The sequence below is a fragment of the Clostridium disporicum genome, assembly GCF_001405015.1.
GTDB lineage: Bacteria > Bacillota > Clostridia > Clostridiales > Clostridiaceae > Clostridium > Clostridium disporicum_B.
In genome coordinates this window covers 1-21,398 of record NZ_CYZX01000013.1, presented here as the reverse complement: position 1 = coordinate 21,398, position 21,398 = coordinate 1, and the positions used below count along the sequence as shown (strand labels likewise).

18 protein-coding genes and 1 pseudogene are annotated in these 21,398 nt (G+C 29.4%); all 19 read left to right on the top strand.

Going from position 1 to position 21,398, the window contains the following annotated elements; all coding sequences use genetic code 11:
- Positions 1-298: 298 nt before the first annotated feature.
- The 19 genes and pseudogenes from ARA56_RS09855 (at position 299) to ARA56_RS09765 (ending at position 21,311) form a co-directional block, all read left to right on the top strand.
- Entirely contained in the window at positions 299-952 is a 654-nt protein-coding gene (locus tag ARA56_RS09855) for a FusB/FusC family EF-G-binding protein (protein WP_055266232.1), read from the top strand.
- An 86-nt stretch (positions 953-1,038) separates the two neighbouring features.
- On the top strand, positions 1,039-1,413 hold the full coding sequence (locus tag ARA56_RS09850) for a (deoxy)nucleoside triphosphate pyrophosphohydrolase (RefSeq protein WP_055266230.1): 375 nt from the start codon (positions 1,039-1,041) through the stop codon (positions 1,411-1,413).
- A gap of 117 nt (positions 1,414-1,530) precedes the next feature.
- Positions 1,531-1,881 carry a hypothetical protein gene (locus ARA56_RS09845; RefSeq protein ID WP_055266228.1) on the top strand — a complete coding sequence of 117 codons (351 nt, stop codon included), beginning with the start codon at positions 1,531-1,533 and terminating at the stop codon, positions 1,879-1,881.
- 269 nt (positions 1,882-2,150) lie between these two features.
- On the top strand, positions 2,151-3,977 hold the full coding sequence (locus tag ARA56_RS09840) for a beta-glucoside-specific PTS transporter subunit IIABC (protein WP_055266226.1): 1,827 nt from the start codon (positions 2,151-2,153) through the stop codon (positions 3,975-3,977).
- Positions 3,978-3,988: 11 nt separating this feature from the next.
- Positions 3,989-4,513, top strand: coding sequence for a nitroreductase family protein (locus ARA56_RS09835; RefSeq protein ID WP_055266224.1), 525 nt, complete (start codon positions 3,989-3,991; stop codon positions 4,511-4,513).
- Between the two features lie 116 nt (positions 4,514-4,629).
- Positions 4,630-5,385, top strand: a complete 756-nt coding sequence (locus ARA56_RS09830; protein WP_055266222.1) for a MurR/RpiR family transcriptional regulator — start codon at positions 4,630-4,632, stop codon at positions 5,383-5,385.
- Positions 5,386-5,474: 89 nt separating this feature from the next.
- Entirely contained in the window at positions 5,475-5,786 is a 312-nt protein-coding gene (locus tag ARA56_RS09825; RefSeq protein ID WP_055266220.1) for a TIGR04076 family protein, read from the top strand.
- Between the two features lie 6 nt (positions 5,787-5,792).
- A complete protein-coding gene (locus ARA56_RS09820; protein WP_055266218.1) occupies positions 5,793-6,449 on the top strand; it encodes an NAD(P)-dependent oxidoreductase in 657 nt (218 codons plus the stop codon).
- A 1-nt stretch (position 6,450) separates the two neighbouring features.
- The gene (locus ARA56_RS09815; protein ID WP_055266216.1) at positions 6,451-7,875 is read left to right on the top strand and encodes a 6-phospho-beta-glucosidase; all 1,425 of its coding nucleotides are present in this window, start codon (positions 6,451-6,453) and stop codon (positions 7,873-7,875) included.
- Between the two features lie 221 nt (positions 7,876-8,096).
- Positions 8,097-8,897 carry a Cof-type HAD-IIB family hydrolase gene (locus ARA56_RS09810; protein WP_055266214.1) on the top strand — a complete coding sequence of 267 codons (801 nt, stop codon included), beginning with the start codon at positions 8,097-8,099 and terminating at the stop codon, positions 8,895-8,897.
- A gap of 131 nt (positions 8,898-9,028) precedes the next feature.
- Positions 9,029-9,364, top strand: coding sequence for a hypothetical protein (locus ARA56_RS09805; RefSeq protein ID WP_055266212.1), 336 nt, complete (start codon positions 9,029-9,031; stop codon positions 9,362-9,364).
- 217 nt (positions 9,365-9,581) lie between these two features.
- On the top strand, positions 9,582-11,498 hold the full coding sequence (locus ARA56_RS09800; RefSeq protein ID WP_055266210.1) for an OPT family oligopeptide transporter: 1,917 nt from the start codon (positions 9,582-9,584) through the stop codon (positions 11,496-11,498).
- Between the two features lie 447 nt (positions 11,499-11,945).
- Positions 11,946-13,859, top strand: a complete 1,914-nt coding sequence (locus ARA56_RS09795) for a BglG family transcription antiterminator (protein WP_055266208.1) — start codon at positions 11,946-11,948, stop codon at positions 13,857-13,859.
- Between the two features lie 40 nt (positions 13,860-13,899).
- Positions 13,900-14,502, top strand: a complete 603-nt coding sequence (locus ARA56_RS09790; RefSeq protein ID WP_055266205.1) for a hypothetical protein — start codon at positions 13,900-13,902, stop codon at positions 14,500-14,502.
- Between the two features lie 253 nt (positions 14,503-14,755).
- Complete coding sequence (locus tag ARA56_RS09785; RefSeq protein ID WP_055266203.1) at positions 14,756-16,084, top strand: 6-phospho-alpha-glucosidase; 1,329 nt, start codon at positions 14,756-14,758, stop codon at positions 16,082-16,084.
- Between the two features lie 328 nt (positions 16,085-16,412).
- Positions 16,413-17,711, top strand: a complete 1,299-nt coding sequence (locus ARA56_RS09780) for a PTS sugar transporter subunit IIC (protein WP_055266201.1) — start codon at positions 16,413-16,415, stop codon at positions 17,709-17,711.
- A 165-nt stretch (positions 17,712-17,876) separates the two neighbouring features.
- Entirely contained in the window at positions 17,877-18,596 is a 720-nt protein-coding gene (gene deoD, locus ARA56_RS09775; RefSeq protein ID WP_055266199.1) for a purine-nucleoside phosphorylase, read from the top strand.
- A 198-nt stretch (positions 18,597-18,794) separates the two neighbouring features.
- Positions 18,795-20,624, top strand: a pseudogene (locus ARA56_RS09770) (glycoside hydrolase family 2 TIM barrel-domain containing protein); the annotation flags it as partial.
- Positions 20,598-21,311 (top strand): DUF4981 domain-containing protein, encoded by a 714-nt coding sequence (locus ARA56_RS09765; protein ID WP_242855922.1) that lies wholly within the window; start codon positions 20,598-20,600, stop codon positions 21,309-21,311. The pseudogene ARA56_RS09770 and the gene ARA56_RS09765, both read left to right, overlap by 27 nt.
- Positions 21,312-21,398: the final 87 nt, after the last annotated feature.

Sequence of the window (21,398 nt, the reverse complement as noted above, 5' to 3'; positions counted from 1 at the left end):
TATTAAAGATGAATATAAGTACTAGTATAAGAGAGCAAGTATTTACAAATAAGAAATAGGTGATATAATTATTTTATATATAGGAGGTGGTTAGCATGAAAGGATATAAGACTTTCAGATTTAAATCAGTTTGCTCCTTGCAAGGACTACAACAAAGTCAGCTATACTTTGTCTGGAGCTTAAATAACTAATTAATTAGCTGAAAATTTAAATTAAGATTTTGGAAAAAATATAAATGATTTTTTGTATTCTTTGCTTTGATTTTTTTAGTATTTTAAAGTTAAGGAGTAATAAAAGAATGAATGAGTTTATAAAGAAACAAGAATATAATTATATAAAAAGATGTATGGGTGATTTAAATAGCGGACTTAGAAATTGTGTGGATAAAAATGTTGTTGATGCTATAAGGATATGTTGTCAGGATAAGATTTTATCTCATTTTAATGATTTATCAGATGAGCAAAAGAAGGTTCTTGATATTAGCAATATTACTGATCCATTACTTATTGAGCCTTATTTAAAAGAGCTTAATCAGTATGTATATGGTATGCCAAAGCTATCATCAGCAGAGGTTATTAAAGTTTTTAAGAAAGAAAAGAAGCTAAAATTACCTAATTTAAATATAGAAGAATCTAAGCTTGTATACTTAGGCTGGATTGATGAATCAACTAGAAAGCTACTAATTACTTATAAGTTAGATGGGAAGCTATTTGGGATGGCTTGTAGACTTCCTAAAACAAGTAATAAGGGAACTAATATATGTGCTTTATGTAATCACATCGGTTCAGAAAGTGAAGTTGCATTTGTATCTCCAATATGTAAACAGACTAGTGAAGATGATTATAAATCACTTGGATTTTATGTATGCTTAGATAGCAATGAATGTAATGAAAGAATAGAGTCAGTAGAAAAACTTGAAGAACTTATAAAGACTGTAAATAGAATTAAATAATTTGAGAGAAAGCATATCAGAAAATTTAGGCTGATATGCTTTTATTAGAGTAAGTATAAAAAATACAAAAGTAAGGTGGTAATAAGATGATTAAGGTAGTAGCAGCAATACTTCAAAATGATGATAAAATACTTATAGCAAAGAAGAAGGAAGGTAAACCACTTGCTGGCTTTTATGAATTTCCAGGTGGAAAGGTTGAAGAGGGGGAAAATCCTGAGGATAGCCTTGTTCGTGAACTTATGGAAGAGATGAGTATAAAAGTTACTGTTAAAGATTATGTTGGTAAGAGTATATATGATTATGGTAATGGTAAAGTTATTGAATTATTAGGTTATACTGCAGAAATAATTGAAGGCGACATTGTTCTTACTGACCATGATGAATATAGATGGGTAACTTTAGAAGAAGTATGTAATTATAATATTGCACCTGCAGATATACCGTTAATAAGTAAGATATAAATTTTTATAAAATATAATGATAGATAAGTTAGAGGAATTTGTTCAGATTTAGCATCATTAGCTGATAGTAAAGTAGATGAGTATAAGGCACCAGAAAATGAGCAAACTGTACAAATTATGTCAGTTAATCCTGATGGAACACCAGGCATGACTACTATACATGCATGGAAGTATGAAATAAATGAAAATGGTAATGATACGGTTACAATTGAATTAACAGATGGGCAAAATGCTCAAAATTTAATTAAGGATGGAGCTAGAGGGTCAATTTTAGTTGATAATAATGGATTCCAATTAATACATCTTAAAACTATTAACGTAGAAACTCTTGAATATACTGACGAAAATTATGAAAATGGATTATTTAACTCAGCGTATACAGGTGCAGATAATAAATTATCTGAATATAACATTACTTTAGAAGTAATGGTAATTGAAAAAGCACCAACAATAATGTTTACACACTAATAATTATAAAAATTTAAGCAGAATTAATGTAAGCTATAAATTATTTGTAAAGTTGTATCTAAATTTACTTAGATACAACTTTTTTGATTAATTATATAAGACTTCATGTAAGTAATAAAAAGATATTAGAAAGAAATAGAGTTAAAATCACTAAGTTTCTAAAAAGGAAACTTTTATAAAAACGTATTCATAGCGTGATATATTTTAAGCATGGAAAATAGTTAAAGGTACTTAACACAAAAATATATCGTTAAAATTAGGAGGAAATTATGGGGAAATATGAAGGTTTAGTTAAAGACATAATTAAAAATGTCGGTGGAAAAGGAAATATAAATAGCTTATCACATTGCGTAACAAGATTAAGATTTGTATTAAATGATGAGTCAAAAGCAAATGATGATGTACTTAAAAATATGGATGGAGTTGTTACAGTAATAAAATCAGCTGGACAATATCAAGTAGTTATAGGTAACCATGTACCAGATGTTTATAAAGAGGTATGTGCTCAAGCAGGAATATCAGGAGGAGCACCATCACAAGATGGACCGAAGATTTCATTTAAAGATAAAATTTTTGATACAATAACAGGAATATTTATGCCATCAATAGCAGTAATGACTGCAGTAGGTATGCTTAAGGGATTCTTAGCTTTAGCAGTATTCTTAGGTTGGATGAGTGATACAACAGGCATTTATACATTAATATATAATATTTCGGATGCACTATTCTTATTTATGCCAGTAGTAATCGGATATACGTCAGCTAATAAATTTGGAATGGACCCTATGGTTGGTTTAGCAATTGGAGCAGCATTAATGTATCCAGGTTTACAAAATGTAGATTTAGATATTTTTGGACGTATTATTAATGTAAGTTATACGGGAACAGTATTACCAATTATCGTAACTAATATTGTTGCAGCGTTCTTATATAAAAAGTTAAACAAAGTAATACCAGATGTAGTAAAGACTTTCTTTACACCATTAATTGTTATTGTTATATGTGCACCATTAGGATTTTTAGCTATAGGACCAGCAGCTAACGCTATTGCAGACTGGCTATTAAACGTAATTATGAGTATTTATTCATTTAGTCCAATTGTTGCTGGTTTAGTACTAGGTGGATTATGGCAAGTAATGATAATGTTTGGCGTTCATACAATTTTCGCTATTACAGCAATTATTACATTAATGTCAGGTAACCCAACACCAATTTTTGCATTAATTTTTACAGTTTCATTTGCTCAAACAGCAACAGTATTTGCAATTTGGCTAAAGACAAAGAATAAAAAGTTAAAATCAATTGCATTACCAGCATGGATTTCAGGCATATTTGGTGTTACAGAACCAGCTATATACGGTGTAACATTACCAAGGGTTAAGCAATTCGTTATTTCTTGTATAGGTGGTGCTTTAGGGGGAGCTTATATAGGAGCAGTTGGAATATTACATTGGCAAATGGCTGGAATGGGGATATTCGCTATTCCAGGATTCATTCAAGTAGGTGGAGACACAGGAAGAATTTTAGTTCATGTAGGAATTTCTTTAGCAATATCTATGGGATTCTCATTTGTTGCTACAATGCTTACATTTAAAGATGAAAAAGTAAAAGAAGAAGTTATAGGAAAGAAAGAATTAAACGGTGAAGAAAATATTTCAGCACCAATTCAAGGAAAAGTTATTGCTTTAAGCAAGGTTGAAGATGAAGCATTTGCAGGTGGACTTTTAGGTAGTGGGGTAGCTATTATTCCAACAGTTGGTGAATTAAAGGCGCCTTTTGATGGAGAAATAACAACATTATTCCCAACATTACATGCTATTGGAATAACAGGTGATAATGGAATAGAAATGTTAATTCACATAGGATTTGATACAGTTAAGTTAAATGGAAAGCCATTTACTGCAAAAGTTAAACAAGGCGATCATGTTAAAAAAGGTGATTTATTAGTAACATTTGATATAGAAGAGATTAAAGCAGCAGGTTGTGGAATTACAACACCAATTATTATAACTAACACAGCAAATTATTTAGATGTAGTACCAAAGGATATTGAAGAAGCTAAGTTTGGTGACAATATCATTACAGTATTAAATTAAGTGGAGGACATATGGAATTAATAGATATTATGTCTAAGAGATATTCTTGTCGTTCATTTAGTGATAAAAAAATATCTAGAGAAGATTTAGAGCTAATTTTAAAAAGTGGATATTTAGCACCTGTAGGTAAAGGGCAGTATGACCAACTTTTGATTACAGTTATTGAAAATAAAGATTTACTAAATGAATTTGATAAGGTAGGTTCTACTTTCTTTGGTGGAGAAATTAAACATCCAACATATTCTGCTAATACAATTTTATTAGTAAGTGCAAAGAAATGTGAAAATGAATTAGTTCATTACTGTAATGCCAGCTGTATTATAGAAAATATGATTTTAATGGCTACGAATCTAAGAATTCAAAGTGTATATCTTTTAGGAGCTATCGAAGCAGTAAAAAATGATCTGGAATTTTGTAAAAAGCTTGGGTTAGAAGATGAATATTTTCCAGTTGCAGCTATGGCATTAGGTTATGATTCTTCAGGGATAAAGGATATAGCAAAAAGTAATAAAATAAAAACAAGCTACCACTTATAAACTTTAAATAAAATATCTATAAGAATAAAGTGTCAATCGTCAGTAAGATTGGCACTTTGTTTTTATAAGTAAACTTTTGATGCATTATGATATAATCATTAATGAGGTGGGGAATTATGTTAATGAATAAAATTAATAATATATTAAATACAACTTATACTAATGACACTTATCATTCTATATGTAAATATATAAAAGATAATATTTTAGAAATTCAGAATATGTCTATAGATGAAATAGCTGAAGGGTGCTTTGTTTCTAAATCAATGATTAGTAAGTTTACAAAAAAGTTAGGATATGAAACCTTTAAGGATTTTAAATATGATTGTGAAATTCATTGTGATTTAATAAAATATATGCCAACTACAGAGTATAAATCAAACAATTTAAGAGAAAATGTAATTGAAACCATGGATTTAATTACAAATGCTTTTAGAAATGCAGCTAATAAAATAGATTATGTAGCATTAGATAGTTTAATTGAAGATATAGATAAATGTTCTTGTGTTGTAGCAGTAGGGCATGGTGCTTCGAAGAATGTATGTGAAAGTCTTCAGTTTTATTTGGATTATATGAATAAACCTGTAATGATTGCTGATACTGATTTTACTCGTGATGTATTAGTTGAAGAAAATTCTATAATATTACTAATAAGTGCTAATGGGAATATATTGAAACATGATAGAAGATTGATTAATAAAATAAATAGTTTAAAGCAGAAGAAATGGCTTCTTACTTGTAATAGTAATATAGATACAAATACAATAGATAATATTGTTGTAATACCATCAAAGGATAAAGCTATAAATGATATGTTGACTATGTTTATGGTAAAAGTTATTGCAAATAGATTAAAGCATATAAAGAAGTAAAGTTCACGATTTGTGAACTTTACTTCTTTTATTGTATTTCTAGGGTATAGTTTAATTAAGAAATAACATTAAAAGTTTTGGGAGGTATTATGAGAAAAGTAAAAATAAAAGTATTAAAAGCTACATGTAATAAAGAATTAGCAAAACAATATGGACATGATGATAACTATACTTCTTGCCCAGTATTAAAAGAGGGACAAGAATTTTATACAACAGGTATATTTGGTAATGATATTCCAGCAGGCTTTTGTCATATGGCTTGGCAAGCACTAGTAATGCCAGTAAATGTATTAATTGGTGGTGGAAAGGTTTTAGGATTTGATGATGTACATATAGCTTGTTGTACAGATGGATTAAGACCAGTTATTTTTGAATTAAGTGTTGTTGAGGAAGAGAGGTAGAAAAATATGAAGTTAGTAGTTATAGGTGCAAATGGAAACTTAGGAAGCAGAGTAGTAAAGCAGGCTTTAAATAGAGGGCATGAAGTAAAGTCAATTGCATATATGAGCAATGGAAACTGTGAAGGAACTGAAGTTATAGATAAGAATTTATTTGAAATGACTCAAGAGGATTTAGGCGAAGCGGAGATTATTATAAGTGCTTTTGGTGGTGGATTTAAGGCAGATCCAGTAATAAATAAGGAAGCTTATGAAAAATACATTGAATTATTAGATGGAACTAATAAAAAGATAATTGCAATTGCAGGTGCAGGAAGTCTTTATACTGATTCAACTCACAGTATGAGAGAATATGAAGTCCCAGGATATTCAGAAACCTTAGCTGGTATATCAAGAAATATTAAATTAGGTGTAGATAAGATAAAGGAAAGAGCAGACTTAAACTGGACAGCAGTTTGTCCTTCAAGAAAGTTTGATTTAGAGGGACCACATACTAATAACTACATTGTAGGAACTGATGAAGAAATTATCTACAACGAAGATGGAAATAGTTATGTAACTTATGAAGATTTAGCAACAGCTATGTTAGATATAGCAGAAAAAGATTTATATAATAGACAAGTTGTAACTATTGCTACAGTTACAGTGAAAGAGGAGGAAGCTTAAGATGGGATTTCCAAGTGATTTTTTATGGGGTGGAGCTACTGCAGCTAACCAATGTGAAGGAGCATATGATGTAGATGGAAGAGGTTTAGCAAATGTTGATGTACAGCCTCATGGAAGAGAACGTTTCTTAGTATCAAAAGGTGATAGACATATGTTAGAACTTGAAGAAGGATATTACTATCCAGCTTTAGAAGCTATCGATTTTTATCATAATTATAAGGAAGATATAAAACTATTTGCTGAAATGGGATTTAAAGTTTTTAGAATGTCCATTGGATGGTCAAGAATTTTTCCGAATGGTGATGAAACTAAACCTAATGAATTAGGGTTACAATTTTATGAAAATGTATTTAAAGAATGTAAGAAATATAATATAGAGCCATTAGTTACAATTACGCATTTTGATTGTCCTATCCATTTAACAAAAGTTTATGGGGGATGGAGAAGTAGGGATATGGTTACTTTCTATGAAAGATTAGTAACTGTATTATTTAATCGTTATAACGGATTAGTAAAATATTGGCTTACATTTAATGAAATAAATATGTTATTACATTTACCTTTCACAGGAGCAGGTATTTTATTAGAGGAAGGTGAAAATAAGGACCAATTACTATTTACAGCAGCTCATCATCAGTTAATTGCAAGTGCTTTAGCAACTAAGATAGCTCATGAAGTTGATCCAGAGATGAAAATAGGTTGTATGTTAGCAGCTGGTAATACTTATCCTAATACACCAAATCCAAATGATATATGGAAATCTATGAATAAGGATAGAGAAAACTATTTCTTTATAGATGTTCAAGCAAGAGGAGCTTATCCAAGATATGCATTAAAGGAAATGGAAAGAAAAGGTGTAGTTCTACCACTTGAAGAGGGTGATTTACAACTTCTTAAAGAAAATACAGTAGATTTTGTATCATTTAGTTATTATTCTTCAAGACTTACTAGTGCTGATCCTGAAGTTAATAAATATACAGAAGGAAATGTATTCCCAACATTAAGAAATCCTTATTTAAAAGCAAGTGAATGGGGATGGCAAATTGACCCACTAGGATTAAGAATAACTTTAAATAGTATTTATGACCGTTATCAAAAGCCAATGTTCATTGTAGAGAATGGCTTAGGTGCTAAAGATGAATTGATAGATGGAACTGTTAATGATGATTATAGGATTGAATATTTAAGAGAGTACATTAAGGCTATGAAGGATGCCATTGATATAGATGGTGTTGAGTTAATGGGATACACAGCTTGGGGATGTATAGATTTAATTAGTGCATCAACTGGTGAGATGTCAAAGCGTTATGGATTTATTTATGTTGATAGAGATGATTTAGGAAATGGAACATTAAAGCGTTATAAAAAGAAAAGTTTTAATTGGTACAAAAAAGTTATAGAAAGTAATGGAGAAGATTTAACATAGTTTACTTAATAAGCCCAAGTGTTAGTATAGCTAATACTTGGGCTTAATCTATTTTAGTAATAGATTATGGATTTATTATTATCATAGGTTTAAAGGGCTTTATAGATGAATTTAAAGGGATTACATGAAGATTTTCAAATTAAGAAATAATATGTAAATTTTGTGTGCTATATTATAAATAAGTATAATATGAAAAAAATTATAGGTGGGGATGAAAATAAATGAGTAAGAAAATAGCCTTTTTTGATATTGATGGAACTATGGTTAATGTACCAAATGGATTACTACATCCAACAAAAGAAACAATACGTGTGTTAAATGAATTTAAAAAACAAGGAAACTATATTGTAGTTGCAACTGCAAGAGGAGCAGCTCCAGAGAGTATAAAAGATATTGATTTTAATGGATACATCTGTAATGATGGACATTATATTGTTTTTAATAATGAAATTTTAGTTGATGATATTTTTACTTGTGATGAGATACAAAGGCAAATTGATACATATTTAAAGTTTGATGGACGTTTCATGTTTGGTGGACATGTTGATACTTGGAATAGTTTTTTAGATGATTCTCTTGTTATTGAGCATCGTCAAATGTTTTCAGGAACAAGTGAAAGACCAATAGGAATTATAGAAGAATTTAAAGCAAGTGATGTTGAAGCGGTATCTTGCTGTGTATTATTTGATAGCATTGAAAAACTTGAAGCTTGTTATGATGAGTTAAAGGATAGTTTTACAATAGTACCTTATCGTACTGGATTGATTAGAATGGATGTGTATCGTGAAGGGTTTACTAAAGGGACTGCTTGCGAGTATTTATATAAAAAATTAGAGATTGAAAAAGAAAACAGTTATGCCTTTGGTGATGGCATTAACGATAAAGAAATGTTAGAGCTTGTAGGTCATGGTATAGCTATGGGAAATGGTTTAGAAGAAATTAAGAAAATTGCACATGATGTAACAGATACTGTAGATAATGATGGGATTGCCAAGGCGTTTAAAAGATATTTTAATATTTAGTTAGTTCTTTATAGTATTAGATTTACTTATATTTTTGGATATGGATTAAGTTATTAGAGTGTGAATAATACAATTCAATATTTCATATCGATGTTATATAGAGTTAAGTTCTATATAGTATGGAGGTAAATATGGGGTTATTAAATTTAGGATTGATTTTAGGTAGTGGTATAGCAGTTATAGGTGGAGTAGATTATTTAAAAAGGAAATTGCTAATAGTATTTAGAAGATGGGACAAACTAGGATTAGATAAATATAGAATAAAGCGTTACTATAAAGATGGTAATGCAATAGTTATACTTGTAGAAGTGGCTATTGGGGGAAGTGTTAGTGATTTAAAAAACTATACTGGAAAAATAGAAAAGGCCTATGGATGCAAGTGTGAAATTCAGGATATAGAATATAGTAAATACATTACAGTAATATTAAACTATGAAGAATCATTAGAAAGTATAAAAATGTATTAAGGGCGATTATATAATCGCCCTTTTAATATTTTTGATATAAAAAATATTAAGTTTAATGAGATGTTTTTTGAATTCATAATTAGTTTAACTACCTTTCAAAAATAAATTCATTATAAAATAAATTTTTTTACAAATACTAAATAATGTGTAGAAAAATGTAGCATTATATCTAAAAACTATTTTAGTGAATTTAAGACAGTAAAGGAAAGGGGTTATTATGAAAAACAAGTTACCTAAAGAGGCTTACGGTGGAGTACATGGAAAAGATTATGTTCCATTTGTAACTGATAAGTCTAAAAAAGGAGTAAACGTGGCAGTAATGATAATTGGAGTTGTCTTAGCTGCCGTATTTGCAGCATCTACAGCTTATTCTGGTATGAAATCAGGATTAACAGTTGCTGCAGGAATTCCAGGAGCTATAATTGGTTCAATGCTTGTAGGAGTCTTTGCTAAAAAGAAAGGAATCCTTGGAAAAAATATTATTCAAGGTATGTCTAGTGGTGGAGAATCTATAGCAAGTGGGATGATTTATGTATTACCAGCAGTTATATTAATAGGAAGTAATGTTAGCTTCTTAGAAGGAGTAAGTGTAAGCGTTGCAGGAGCTTTATTTGGAATAGGAGCTACTTCATTAGTTTATAATTACTTAATTGTAGAAGAACATGGTCAGCTTATGTACCCTGAATCTTTAGCTATTTCAGAGACACTTGTTGCTTCAGAAACAGGTGGAGATGCAATAAAGTTTATGGGAATAGGTTTTGGAATAAGCGGAATTATAAATGTTTTAACTAGTTCTTTCTTAAATGTAGTTAATAATACAATGACTTTCTTAGGAAGTAAATTTTATAAATGGAAGTTCTCAACAGAAGTAAATCCTCTTTTATTAGGAATTGGATTTATAGTTGGCTTAGAAGTATCTTTAACTATGTTTGCAGGATCAATACTAGCCAACTTTGGTGTTGCTCCTTTAATTGGATACTTTAGTGATATGGCATCAGAAGGAATGACTTCATGGAATGATACAACTGTTGCTATTAATCAGATGGATGTTAATGCAATTTCAGGAGGATATGTTAAATACATTGGTGCAGGTATGATGCTTTGTGGTGGAATTATCGGAGCAATTAAACTTATACCAACTATAGTTGTATCATTAAAAGAAACTTTAAAAGCTAAATCTAATTCTGGTGGAGAAAAAAACTCTGGTGAGATGATAATACTTTTAGTAGGAATTGCTCTAGCTTTTGTAGCAGGTTTCTTTATTTCTGGAAGTATTACTATGGCTATAGTAGCTGCTCTCGTATCTCTTATATTAGCTTTGCTATTTGTAATAGTTTCTGGAAGATTGGCTGGAACTATAGGTACATCTAATCTTCCTGTATCAGGTATGACAATAGCAGCTTTAGTTATATTAACTTTAGTTTTTGTAATAATGGGTTGGAAAGGTCAATCTGATAATAAGTCACTACTTTTATTTGCAGAGTTTATGGTAGTTGCTATATCAGTAGCAGGTGGATATAGCCAATCACAAAAAGTAAGTTACATAATAGGTGGAAGCAGAAAAGAAATGAGAAATTACTTTGCATTAGCTAGTATAGTAGGAGTAGTTGTAGTTACAGGAACAATTTTAGTTCTTGCTGATCAATTAAGAATTACAGGGGCTGATGCACCTTTTGCACTTCCTCAAGCTAACTTAATGTCTACTTTAACTTCAGGTATTATGTCAGGAAATTTACCTTGGCCAATGATTTTAGTAGGAATAGTAATAGCTTTATTCTTATTTATGTTAAATCTTCCTATAATGACTATAGCAATAGGTTTCTATTTACCTATATCAACAACATCAATAATTTTAGTAGGAGCTTTAATACGTTTATTTATAGAAAAAATGAGTAAGAGTGAAAAAGAGAAAGAAGTTAAGGTTTCTAACGGTATTAGCCTTTCATCAGGACTTGTTGCCGGTGGATCTATAATAGGATTATTAGGAATAATATTACAAGTAACAGGAATTGTTAAACCAAGAGTTCCAAGTGGATTTTTAGGTGGAAATATGATGGCTATAATACTGTTAATCATATTAGTTATAGCAACTATAATACCGATTATGACATCGAAAGTTAAAAATAACGAATAATAGAAAGAAAGTGCGAAGCACTTTAGTGAAAAGTTTCACTGCGTCAAAAGGGAAAAAGTCACTGACATGACAGTGAAAATATTGCTTATAGCAATAGTGAAAAGTGTCCATATTAATACTTTTCACTTTAACTTTAGTTAAATTTTCATCGTTACGATAGTAGCATTTTCACCTCGATGTAGTCGACTTTTCACTGTGAAGCTTGCTTCGCACTTTATTTTTTTTGTCGAAAATTGAAAAGATATGTGCTTTTTTATATACTATAATTAATGTAATATAAGAATTTTTAAAGTGCGCTTGCCCAATTTCCTAACCAATAGGAAAAAGAATATTTGAATCGTTACCAAAGCTTTATTAAAATTTAGTTAAAGTGATTAGAAATGATTTAATCATTAAAGTGAGTTTAGCGCATATTTGCATACGATAAAAAGTGTTAAGAGGTGCGCTATGTTTACTAAAAGGCAAACTAATATATTAGAGATAATTCTAAAGAATACATCAGGAATTACTGGTTCTAATATTGGAGAAAAACTTTCGGTTTCATCAAGAACTATCAGAAATGATATCTCACAGATAAATTCACTTTTAAGTAATGATAATATAACTATTTCATCATCTCATAAAAGTGGATATTTTCTAAAAAATGAGTATATAGAAAAGTTAAAGGAAATATTGAATAACGAAAAAGGATTAAATTCAGCCTATCATTTAGATGATCATAGAGATTTTGTTGTATTAGGTAAAATTCTTTTTGAAGGAAAACAAAGTATATATGATTTAAGTGAAATATTGTTTGTTTCTACAAGAACGGTATATAAAGTTATTAAGAGTCTACAGGAAAGTATGGCAACCCAATATTTCTTTAATGGAATAAAATACGAAAAAGAGTATGTTTTTGTTGAGGCATCTGAAGAAGAGATTAGAAAGTTACTTTTTAAAATAGTTGGTGTCAGTGTTTTTGAAAAGACAATATCATTAAAAGAAGTGCAGATTATATTTGATGATAACTTTAGCTTAGAAGAGTTACATTACATTTGCGATAAAGTAAAAAAGTGCTTTATAGATAAAAAGAACTTTGTTGATGAAGAATATATAGTTATACTAAGTTGGCTTTTATATATTGCTCAAATAAGAAGCAACAATGGTTTTTGTAATCAGAAAAGTAAAAATAAATTAACAGATAAGAAAGCATTAAAAACAATAGAGGATTTAATAGAAGCTGGAGTTAAGTTAAATAAAAATGATATAGAGTCTATTTATAATTTTTTATGGACTAAAAAATTAACCTCTGAAAATGAGATAAGTGAAATTACTAATATTGTTTTAAGTGATTTTATTCGTGCAATTAAAGAAAGATATGATGTTGATTTAAATGATAGTGATGAACTTTTAGGAAATTTATTAGAGTATATGGAATATATGTTACGACGTATACAAAGTGACTATCAATTTGTAAATTCTATAAAGAGTGACATTAAAAATAGATATCCGTTTGCTTATGAAATTTCAATGCTAATAGTTGAGATAATATATAAGTATTTTAATAAGTACACAAAAGATGATGAAGTAGCTAATATAGCAATTTATCTAGAACCACTTTTAAATAGTTTTAGTTATAAAACTAAGATTCTTATGATAACAGATTCGAGAGTGGGGATTAATAGTTTAATTCAGCGTTGGATTAATGATAATTTTTACAATAAGGTAGAAATTGTAGGGAAAATATCTTTAAATCAATTAAATAACTATAGATATGTAGAAGATGCAGATATTATTATATCGCCTATTAATATAGAAAAAGAAGTCAAAGTACCTACCTGCGTAATTGAAAGTATACCAGATAGTAATGATATAAAAAGATTAAAGCAAATGATGCATAAAGTTAATATAGGAAATAAATTTGAAGATATTATTAAGAAGTACTTTGATAAAGACTTAATAGATATATATGATGAAGAATATAACTTTGATCAAATAATAATGAGACAAGCTAAAAAGCTTAAAAAAGCAGGTTATATTTTTAATGAAAAAGAATTCGTAGATGATGTATTGTCTAGAGAAAGAGAATATCCTACGGTTATTGGAGAGTTTGTTATGATACCACGGCCAAGGAATATTTTCTCAGAGAAGCTTTTAGTAAGTGTAGCTATTTTAAAGAAACCTATTTCATATAAAGGAAAAAATATAAGAATTATATTTTTATCAACACAATCATATAAAGCAAATTATGATTTAAGTCTTTTATATGAATTATTTAAAAGAGTAGCTTTAAATAAATGTATATTAAGATCATTGATTGACTTAGAAGAGAAAAGTGAATTTTTACAATGGTTCATTGATTTATCTAAGAATATCAAATAACTTTAAATATAAATAAGTGTAAAAACAAGGAGAAATTATTATGAGTTATAGTATGTGGGCAGAAATAAAAACAAGAAATGGTTTTGCAGCAGATGAAATTATTTCATGTTATCAAAAAGCAGTAAGAAGATCAATGGTAGAAGAGGCATGTGAATATGCATATGAATTATATATAACTTCACCACAATTATTAGATAAATTATGGAGAAGAATATTAACTATATCTGTTGAAGATATTGGATTTGGTAATCTAGATGCAGCAGTTCAAGTTAATGCATTAAATGAAATGAGAAAGAACTATCCATATGATGATGGAGATCAACCAATGTACTTCATCCATGCAACAAGAATTTTAGCAGAAAGCACTAAAGACCGTTCAAGTGATTACTTAAAGAACATAGTAATTAAGAGCTTTGCAATGGGTAAAAAAGTTGAAGTTATGGATGTTGCTTTAGATAAGCACACTAAGAGAGGTCAAGAGATGGGAAGAGGTTCAAAGCACTTCTTTGAAGAAGGAACTAAAGTAATACCTCAACTTAAGATTGACAATGATTATAGAGAAAGATATGGAAAAATCTTAGAAGTATACAAGCCAGAAGAAGCAGTAGAAAACGCATTTGTTTACGGAAAAGATCAATTTTAGTTAAAAAGAGCAGGGAGAATAACTCTCTGCTCTTTTAATCTTTCCTAAGCGTTAGGAAATTTATGGGTTGAGATGTAAAGCTTTAATAAATATAATTGACTTGAAAAGAAAATTTCTTATGGTACTTAAAGTTTTAGACAATAGTCTACTTAATTTAGTAGATGAACTTATTTAACTTATCAAGTACAGAGTAAAGAAGAAAATAAAAATATTCTTAAAATTGTAGAGTAAAAGTTAAAAGGAGGAATTTACTATGAGAAAATTTTCAGTTGTTATAGCAGGGGGAGGAAGTACTTATACACCAGAAATTATTTTAATGTTATTAGATAATTTAGATAGACTTCCATTAAGAAAAATTAAGCTATACGATAATGATGAAGAAAGACAAAATAAGGTTGCAAAGGCTTGTGAAATATTAATTAAGGAAAAAGATCCTTCAATTGAATATGTAGCAACAACAAATCCAGAAGAGGCTTATACAGATGTAGATTTCTGTCTTGCTCATATAAGAGTTGGTAAGCTTGAAATGAGAGAAATGGATGAAAAGATTTCATTAAGACATGGAGTTGTTGGACAAGAAACTTGTGGACCAGGTGGAATTGCTTATGGAATGAGATCTATAGGTGGTGTGCTTGAAAATATTGATTATATGGAAAAGTATTCACCAGATTGTTGGATGCTAAATTACTCAAATCCAGCATCAATAGTTGCAGAGGCAGTTAGAAGATTACGTCCTGATTCTCGTGTTATAAATATTTGTGATATGCCAATAGGTATGGAGCATAATATAGCTAAAATTGCTGGCTTAGAATCTAGAAAACATATGGATATAAGATATTACGGCTTAAATCACTTTGGGTGGTATACATCTATTAAAGATAAAGAAGGAAATGAATTACTACCAAAGCTTGTTGAACATATAAAAGAGTATGGATTTATTAATGGTGAAGAGGGAATGAGCACTGCTAAGAAAGACAGTTGGTTTGAAACTAATCTTTTCACTAAAGAAATAGTTAAAACTGATTTAACTACAATACCAAGTAGTTATTTAAAATATTATTTATTCCCAGACTATGTTGTAAACCACTCTAACCCAGAATATACTCGTGCAAATGAAGTTATTGATGGAAGAGAAAAGGAAGTCTTTGGAGCTTGTGCTTTAATTGAAAAACAAGGTCATTCAGAAGGTTCAGGTTTACAAATAGGTATTCATGCAGAGTTTATAGTAGATTTAGCAACAGCTTTAGCTTACAATACTCAAGAAAGAATGTTGTTAATAGTTGAAAATAATGGAGCTATTTCTAATATTCAAGATGATGCTATGGTTGAAATACCATGTATTGTTGGAAAGAATGGGTACGAACCATTGTCTGTAGGAAATATTCCAACATTCCAAAAAGGATTAATAGAACAACAATTAGCTGTAGAGAAGTTAGTGGTTGATGCATGGATTGAAAAGTCATATCATAAATTATGGCAAGCTTTAATGTTATCTAAAACAGTGCCAAGTGCAACAGTTGCAAAAGAACTTTTAGATGATTTTATAGTAGTAAATAAAGAGTATTGGCCAGAACTTAGCTAATTTTTATAGAGTAATATAAATTAATATTTATTAATAGATTTAAATTTTGTAGTATAGAGCTATATCATCAGTTAATTATCTGAGGGTATAGCTTTTATTTTTGTTTAAAATTTGAAAGATTTTATAGTTTTAATAAAAGATAATTAGTGATAAAAAAATGTACAAAGAGAATGTGACGAAAATTATATAAGAAAAAAGAAGAAATATTCGACTGAAAAGGATTTAAATAATAGTTTTTCCTAACTAGAGAGGAAAATGTTTGTTTGAATACGTGTTGTAGGGTAAGTATAATAAAATTAAATTTAACGGAAACTCAGGGGGTAATAGAATGAAACAAGGTGCTTTTTCTAAATTTATGGAAAAGTTTTTAATGCCAATCGCTCAGAAGATTGAAGGACAAAAGCATTTACAAGCTATTAAAGATGGTATCATAGCTGTAATTCCAATAATCATAATTGGGTCTTTTAGCTTAATTCCGATTGGGGTTGCAAACTTATTTCCAAACAGTGCTTTTTATAATTTCGTAAATACATATATTAATTATTTTAATTTAGCAGGATTTTTTACAACTAATCTTATGTCTTTATATGCTGCATTTTTCATTGCAGATAGTTTACAAAAGAAATATAATTTGAATTCAAGTTTAATAGGAATAACATCAGTTGTATGTCACTTAGTATTATCTGTATCAATTGAAGATTTTGCGAATTCAACAATTTGGAATGTATCATCTTTAGGTGCTGAAGGTTTATTTGTAAGTATGATAGTTTCAATTGTAGTTGTTGAAATAAGTAGATTATGTAAAGAAAAGAAGTTAGTAATTAAAATGCCAGATAGCGTACCACCAATGGTTGCTGAATCATTTACAATATTAATTCCATTAGTAATTAACTTTGCTTTAGCAGTTGCAGGATCAATAATCTGTATGAATGTAGCAGGGGTAACATTCCCACAACTAATAATGAAGTTACTTGCTCCAGCAATTACTTCAATGGACTCATTACCAGCAGTTATGTTAGTTATATTCTTAACTCAATTATTATGGTTCTTTGGATTACATGGAGCTTCAATAACATCAAGTGTATGGGCAGCATTCGCAATTAGCTATGGTGCAGCAAATGCAGCAGCTGTAGCAGCAGGACAAGCTCCTCAACACGTATTTACTTTTGGATTTTACTATGGATTCTTACAAGTTACAGGGTCAGGAATCACTTTAGGACTTGTTTTCTTAATGATGAGAAGTAAAGCTAAATCACTTAAAGCTATAGGTAAATTAGGTATTATACCAAGTTTCTTTGGAATTAATGAGCCAGTAATATTTGGTGCACCATTAATAATGAATCCATTTATGTTTATACCATTCGTATTTGGACCAGTAATAGTTGCAGGATTAAATTACTTAGCTATGTCAACAGGATTAGTTGGGCTTCCATTATATGAAGCACCAGGATTCTTACCACCAGGATTCCAAGCATTCTTATTAACATTAGATTGGAAAGCATTTGCTTTAGCAATATTTAATGTAATATTTATGACAGCAGTATACTATCCATTCTTTAAGGCTATGGAAAAAGATGAATTAAGAAAAGAAGCTATTGCAGAAGGAAATGTCAACGTAATAGCATAATAGAAATATTAAGAGCGAAGCTCTGTTATTAATGATAAATGACAAAGAGAGAATGGCAAATTAATGATGAAGCTGATTAAATAAGCTTTTATCAATTTGCCATTTTTCATTTTAAACGTCCCATTAATAAAGCGCTTTGCATTTTATTTTTGGAGGAGAGAAATAATGGGAACTATACATATAGAAGCTAATAGAGAAGATATTGCAAAAATTGTACTTATGCCAGGGGACCCTTTAAGAGCACAATTTATTGCAGAAAATTATTTAGAAGATGCGGTACAAATAAATAAAGTTAGAAATATGTTTGGATTTACAGGATATTATAAAGGTGTAAGAGTAACTATAATGGCATCAGGTATGGGAGGCCCATCAATGGGAATATACTCTCATGAGCTTTTTAATAAATATGATGTGGAAGCTATTATAAGAATAGGTTCTACTGGAGCTTATAGTGAAAAGTTAAATATGCATGATGTAATGCTAGTTGAAAGTAGTTGGAGTCAATCCACCTATGCAAAAACTTATAGTGGATATGAAGAAGATGTTGTTTATCCAAATAATGAACTAAATACTCTTATTAAGGAAGTTTCCAATAAATTAAATATTAATATAAAGACAGGAAGAATACATTCAACTGATGCGTTCTATACAAAGGATAAAAGTGTATTACACCATATAAGAGACACATACGGATGCCTTGGAGTAGAGATGGAATCTTTCGCTCTATTACATAATGCAAATGTTGCAGGAAAGAAAGCAGCATGTTTATTAACTGTAGCAGATCATGCTTTAACTAATGAGAAAGCAACTGTAGAAGAAAGACAACATGCCTTTGAAAATATGATAAATCTAGCTTTAGGCACTGTTGTAGAGTACTCTAAATAGTTATTAAATATATTAAGATAGAAGCAAGAATAAAGTGCGAGTTAAAATAAAGTAGCTCGCACTTTATTTTATAATATTTTAATGTTGATATATTGTTACAAAATATAAAAATATTGAGTATAAATTTTAGGTGATTTAAATAAACTTAAACATTCAGTATACTTTTTTTGAAAGCTAGTTTTATGAGAGGTGACTAATATGAAAGATATAATATCTATATTGAATGATCCAAAGGTATTTGAAATTAATAGATGCAAGGCACATTCAGACCATTATTTTGAAGGATATAATACATTTAAGTATTCTTTAAATGGTAATTGGAAATTTAGCTATAGTGATAATTTAGACAATGTAGAAAAGAATTTTTATAAAGAAGACTTTAACGTTGATGAATGGGCTGAGATAAAAGTACCAGGACATATTCAAATGCAAGGATATGACAGACCACAGTATGTAAACACAATATATCCTTGGGATGGATGTGAAAATGTTCCTGAAGGACAAGCTCCAAAAGATTTTAATCCAGTAGGAAGCTATGTTAAATTTTTAGAACTAACAGAGGATGATTTAAAAGATAACAATAAGATATACTTATCATTCCAAGGCGTAGAAAGTTCATTTGCTTTATATATAAATGGAAAATTTATAGGGTATAGTGAAGATACATTTACACCTTCAGAGTTTGAGATAAGTGAAGTTTTGAAAGTAGGATTAAATAAAATTGCTGTTCAAGTATACAAGTGGTGCTCAGGTAGTTGGCTTGAGGATCAAGATTTTTGGAGATTTTCAGGGATATTTAGGGATGTATTTGTATATAGTGTTCCTAAAGTTCATGTATACGATTTAAAGGTTGTTGCAGAGGTCGATGATAAATATAAAAATGGAATACTGAAATCTAATTTAATACTTAATGGTAATGGAGAAGCTATAGTTCAATATGAGTTATTAGATAAAGATGATGAAGTTATTATAAGTGGAGAAAAAGATAATATATCAATTAAGAATGAGATAACTATAGATTTAGAAATAAAAGTAGATAATCCTAATTTATGGAGTGCAGAAGCACCATTCTTATATACTCTAAAAATATTATTAATTGCAGATGGTGAAGTAATTGAAACAGTAATGCAAAAAGTAGGCTTTAGAAGATTTGAACTAAAGAATGGAATAATGCAGTTAAATGGTGAGAGAATTGTATTTAATGGAGTGAACCGTCATGAATTTAATTGTAATAGTGGTAGAGTAGTTTCTGAAGAGGATATGATTTGGGATTTAAAAACTATGAAGCAAAATAACATAAATGCCGTTAGAACCTCCCATTATCCTAATAATACAAGATTTTATGAATTATGTGATGAGTATGGGTTATATGTTATTGATGAAGTAAATCTTGAGTCACATGGTACTTGGGGCTTATGTACTGGTCCAAGAAAATACAATGATAAGAATATACTTCCAAATGATAAAGAAGAGTGGGTGCCTTTATTATTAGATAGAGCTAACTCTATGTATGAGCGAGATAAAAATCATCCGTCTATATTGATTTGGTCTTGTGGAAATGAGTCTTATGGTGGAGAAGATATTTATAAGATGAGCAAATTTTTACAAGGTAAAGATAATACTAGACTTGTACATTATGAAGGTGTATTCCAAGATAGAAGATAAAATGATACATCACAAATTGAAAGTCAAATGTATACAAAGGTACACAATATAAAAGAATTTTTAAAGGAAAATAGAGATAAGCCAATGATATGTTGTGAATATGCACATGCCATGGGAAATTCTTTAGGTGCTTTATATAAATATACAGATTTAACGGAAGAGGATCCTTTATATCAAGGTGGATTTATATGGGATTTTATAGATCAAGCTATAGTAAAGGAAAATAGTAATGGTAAAAAGTTCTTAGCTTATGGAGGTGATTTTGAAGATAGACCAACAGATTATAATTTCTGTGGAAATGGGTTAGTATTTGCTAACAGAGAAGTTACTCCTAAGATGGCAGAGGTTAAATATTGTTATCAAAATATAAAAATAATAATATTAGAAGATAAGATTAATATAAAAAACAAAAACTTATTTACTAATCTGAATGAATATGAATGTTTCTTTATTTTAACTAGAGATGGGGTAGAAATAGATAGAAAGACTACCATTATAGATTTAGCTCCAATGAGCGAGAAGAGTATTGAGATACCATTTGTAAGAGAGAATAATATTGGAGAATATATTTTAACAGTTTCTTTCTGTTTAAGTAAAGATGAAATATGGGCAGAACAAGGCTACGAAATTGCTTTTGAGCAAAAAGTACTTTATGTAGTAAAAAAAGATAAAAAAGAATATAAAGGAAATCTTTCTATTGTAGATGGAGATATTCACGTAGGGGTACATGGAGAAAACTTTAGAGTATTATTCTCAAGAGTTAAAGGTGGATTAGTTTCTTATGTATATGATGGTAAGGAATATATTTTAGAAAGACCTAAGCTAAACTTTTGGAGAGCTCCTGTAGATAACGATATAGCAAATGGAATGACATTTAATAATAGTATTTGGAAGATTGCTAGTCTTTATGGAAAAGCTACTATGAAATCTTTTAAAGAATTAGAAGAAGGTATAGAAGTGTGGTATACACATACGCTACCTATGTTAGATATGGTCTTATGTCAATATTTTGGACACAAAAAGTCAAACTTTTTTATGCTGCACTTCTAGCTAATAATTCACATTGATCTGGAGTCATGTAATTAATAGAAGAGTGTAGCCTTTTTCTGTTATACCAACCTTCAATATATTTAAAAA

Bases quoted from the DNA above. Each gene is read 5' to 3' on its own strand.
- ARA56_RS09855 (WP_055266232.1), top strand. From the start codon at position 299: ATGAATGAGTTTATAAAGAAACAAGAATATAATTATATAAAAAGATGT.
- ARA56_RS09850 (WP_055266230.1), top strand. From the start codon at position 1,039: ATGATTAAGGTAGTAGCAGCAATACTTCAAAATGATGATAAAATACTT.
- ARA56_RS09845 (WP_055266228.1), top strand. From the start codon at position 1,531: ATGTCAGTTAATCCTGATGGAACACCAGGCATGACTACTATACATGCA.
- ARA56_RS09840 (WP_055266226.1), top strand. From the start codon at position 2,151: ATGGGGAAATATGAAGGTTTAGTTAAAGACATAATTAAAAATGTCGGT.
- ARA56_RS09835 (WP_055266224.1), top strand. From the start codon at position 3,989: ATGGAATTAATAGATATTATGTCTAAGAGATATTCTTGTCGTTCATTT.
- ARA56_RS09830 (WP_055266222.1), top strand. From the start codon at position 4,630: ATGTTAATGAATAAAATTAATAATATATTAAATACAACTTATACTAAT.
- ARA56_RS09825 (WP_055266220.1), top strand. From the start codon at position 5,475: ATGAGAAAAGTAAAAATAAAAGTATTAAAAGCTACATGTAATAAAGAA.
- ARA56_RS09820 (WP_055266218.1), top strand. From the start codon at position 5,793: ATGAAGTTAGTAGTTATAGGTGCAAATGGAAACTTAGGAAGCAGAGTA.
- ARA56_RS09815 (WP_055266216.1), top strand. From the start codon at position 6,451: ATGGGATTTCCAAGTGATTTTTTATGGGGTGGAGCTACTGCAGCTAAC.
- ARA56_RS09810 (WP_055266214.1), top strand. From the start codon at position 8,097: ATGAGTAAGAAAATAGCCTTTTTTGATATTGATGGAACTATGGTTAAT.
- ARA56_RS09805 (WP_055266212.1), top strand. From the start codon at position 9,029: ATGGGGTTATTAAATTTAGGATTGATTTTAGGTAGTGGTATAGCAGTT.
- ARA56_RS09800 (WP_055266210.1), top strand. From the start codon at position 9,582: ATGAAAAACAAGTTACCTAAAGAGGCTTACGGTGGAGTACATGGAAAA.
- ARA56_RS09795 (WP_055266208.1), top strand. From the start codon at position 11,946: ATGTTTACTAAAAGGCAAACTAATATATTAGAGATAATTCTAAAGAAT.
- ARA56_RS09790 (WP_055266205.1), top strand. From the start codon at position 13,900: ATGAGTTATAGTATGTGGGCAGAAATAAAAACAAGAAATGGTTTTGCA.
- ARA56_RS09785 (WP_055266203.1), top strand. From the start codon at position 14,756: ATGAGAAAATTTTCAGTTGTTATAGCAGGGGGAGGAAGTACTTATACA.
- ARA56_RS09780 (WP_055266201.1), top strand. From the start codon at position 16,413: ATGAAACAAGGTGCTTTTTCTAAATTTATGGAAAAGTTTTTAATGCCA.
- deoD (WP_055266199.1), top strand. From the start codon at position 17,877: ATGGGAACTATACATATAGAAGCTAATAGAGAAGATATTGCAAAAATT.
- ARA56_RS09765 (WP_242855922.1), top strand. From the start codon at position 20,598: ATGGCAGAGGTTAAATATTGTTATCAAAATATAAAAATAATAATATTA.